The sequence below is a fragment of the Streptococcus sp. GMD4S genome (genome assembly GCF_000296955.1).
The window spans coordinates 1-1895 of the sequence record NZ_AJRE01000021.1 but is presented as its reverse complement, the minus strand read 5'-3'; the positions used below and the strand labels follow the sequence as shown (position 1 = coordinate 1895).

Genomic DNA, 1895 nt, shown 5'->3' with positions numbered 1-1895 from the left:
AAAGTTTGGAACAGTATGCAGAGAGTGAGTTTAACAAGGTTCGTAGTTTTGCCTTTCCAAATGCCTACTTTGAGAAGGATAACAAGGTCTCTGCGCGTGGATCTAAGGGAGACTTTATCTTCCGTGAATGTGATGAAAATGGAGTGGAAATTATTTCCATCATGTTTGAGATGAAAAACGAAGCGGATGGGACAGAGAAAAGGCACAAGAATGCGGACTTCTACAAGGAATTGGACAAGGACCGTCGGGAGAAAAACTGCGAATATGCGGTTCTGGTGACCATGCTAGAAGCAGATAACGACTACTTTAATACAGGGATTGTTGATGTCAGTCATGAGTATGAAAAGATGTATGTGATTCGTCCCCAGTTCTTTATCCAGTTGATTGGTCTCTTGCGAAATGCTGCGCTTAATTCTTTGAAATATAAGCAAGAGTTGGCACTTGTCCGTGAACAAAACATTGATATCACTCACTTTGAGGAAGATTTGGATGCCTTTAAACTAGCCTTTGCCAAGAACTACAATTCAGCTTCAACTAACTTTGGTAAAGCCATCGACGAAATTGATAAGGCTATCAAACGCATGGAAGAGGTTAAGAAATTCCTAACCACATCCGAAAACCAACTCCGCCTCGCCAATAACAAATTGGAAGATGTTTCAGTAAAAAAATTGACCCGAAAAAACCCAACTATGAAAGCCAAGTTTGATGCGCTGAAGGGAGAGTGAGAAAGCAACAGATGAACGGTATTATTAACTTAAAAAAAGAAGCGGGGATGACTTCGCATGACGCGGTTTTTAAACTGCGTAAGATTTTGGGAACAAAGAAAATCGGTCATGGTGGGACCCTGGATCCGGATGTAGTGGGTGTTTTGCCTATTGCGGTGGGCAAGGCGACCCGCATGGTCGAGTTTATGCAGGATGAGGGCAAGGTCTATGAGGGGGAAATCACTCTCGGCTATTCAACGACGACCGAGGATGCTAGTGGGGAAGTAGTCGCAGAAACTCCTGTTTTGTCGCCCTTGGATGAAACCACTGTCGATGAAGCGATTGCGAGTCTGACTGGGCCTATTACTCAGATTCCACCTATGTACTCGGCTGTCAAGGTCAATGGTCGCAAGCTCTATGAGTATGCGCGTGCAGGTCAGGAAGTGGAGCGTCCAGAACGTCAGGTGACCATTTATCAATTTGAGCGGACGAGTCCGATTTCTTATGAGGGCGAACTTGCACGATTCACTTTTCGTGTGAAATGTAGTAAGGGGACTTATATCCGTATCTTGTCTGTTGACTTGGGAGAGAAGCTGGGTTATGCGGCCCATATGTCTCACCTAACACGTACCAGTGCTGCAGGTTTGCAGTTAGATGAGGCTCTTACCTTGGAAGAAATTGCCGAAAGAGTTGAGGCTGGTCAACTTGACTTTCTCCACCCTCTTGAGATTGGTACAGGGGACCTTGTCAAAGTTTTCCTAAGTCCAGAAGAGGCTACAGAAGTGCGCTTTGGTCGTTTTATCGAGCTAGACCAAACGGACAAAGAATTGGCTGCTTTTGAAGGTGATAAATTGCTTGCCATTTTAGAAAAAAGGGACAATTTCTACAAACCAAGAAAGGTTTTTGGCTAGTCTAACTGGAGTGTGGGGATGGATTTGTTTCCCCTAGACTATCCAAACCAGACTATAAATTTTGAAAAAAATATGATAGAATAGACGACGGATAAAAAAACGGAGGATAGCATGCAAAATAGACCAATCATTATCGGAGTGACAGGTGGTTCTGGTGGAGGAAAAACCAGTGTTTCAAGAGCCATTTTATCGCATTTTCCTGATGAAAAGATTTCCATGATTGAGCATGATTCATACTACAAGGATCAGTCTCACTTGACCTTTGAAGAGCGTGTCAAAA

The 1895-nt window shown here is 43.6% G+C and carries 2 protein-coding genes and 1 pseudogene; all 3 read left to right on the top strand.

From position 1 onward, the window contains the following. A partial coding sequence (locus GMD4S_RS00415; protein WP_000311727.1) for a DUF2130 domain-containing protein occupies positions 1 to 725 on the top strand: 725 nt, incomplete at its 5' end. 11 nt (positions 726 to 736) lie between these two features. Then, positions 737 to 1615: a tRNA pseudouridine(55) synthase TruB gene (gene truB / locus GMD4S_RS00410; RefSeq protein ID WP_001013282.1), complete on the top strand. Its 879-nt coding sequence runs from the start codon at positions 737 to 739 to the stop codon at positions 1613 to 1615. Positions 1616 to 1726: 111 nt separating this feature from the next. After that, positions 1727 to 1895, top strand: a pseudogene (locus GMD4S_RS00405) (uridine kinase); the annotation flags it as partial.